The sequence below is a fragment of the Streptococcus oralis genome, assembly GCF_003943825.1.
Lineage (GTDB): Bacteria > Bacillota > Bacilli > Lactobacillales > Streptococcaceae > Streptococcus > Streptococcus oralis_CD.
Map to the genome: position 1 here is coordinate 1 of NZ_RJNJ01000139.1, position 502 is coordinate 502.

Below are 502 nucleotides of genomic sequence, written 5' to 3' on the forward strand. Positions count from 1 at the left end.
GTGGACTTACCGCTGGTGTACCAGTTGTCTTGCCAAAGGCATCGCTGGGTAGCTATGTAGGGAAGGGATAAACGCTGAAAGCATCTAAGTGTGAAACCCACCTCAAGATGAGATTTCCCATGATTTTATATCAGTAAGAGCCCTGAGAGATGATCAGGTAGATAGGTTAGAAGTGGAAGTGTGGCGACACATGTAGCGGACTAATACTAATAGCTCGAGGACTTATCCAAAGTAACTGAGAATACGAAGNGTGAGGTTTTCTNNNTATTTGATAGATATTCAATTTTGAGTAGGTATTACTCAGAGTTAAGTGACGATAGCCTAGGAGATACACCTGTACCCATGCCGAACACAGTAGTTAAGCCCTAGAACGCCGGAAGTAGTTGGGGGTTGCCCCCTGTGAGATATGGAAGTCGCTTAGCTCGAGGGAGTTTAGCTTAGTTGTAATTGAGAGGAAATCGAAATTACAATCGGCGGATGAGAGAAACGAAGTTTCTTACCG

2 rRNA genes are annotated in these 502 nt (G+C 44.4%); both read left to right on the forward strand.

The window, feature by feature from the left end:
- Positions 1-230, forward strand: a 23S ribosomal RNA gene (locus tag D8863_RS11015); the annotation flags it as partial.
- A 76-nt stretch (positions 231-306) separates the two neighbouring features.
- A 5S ribosomal RNA gene (rrf, locus tag D8863_RS11020) occupies positions 307-422 on the forward strand.
- The last annotated feature ends 80 nt before the right edge of the window (positions 423-502 follow it).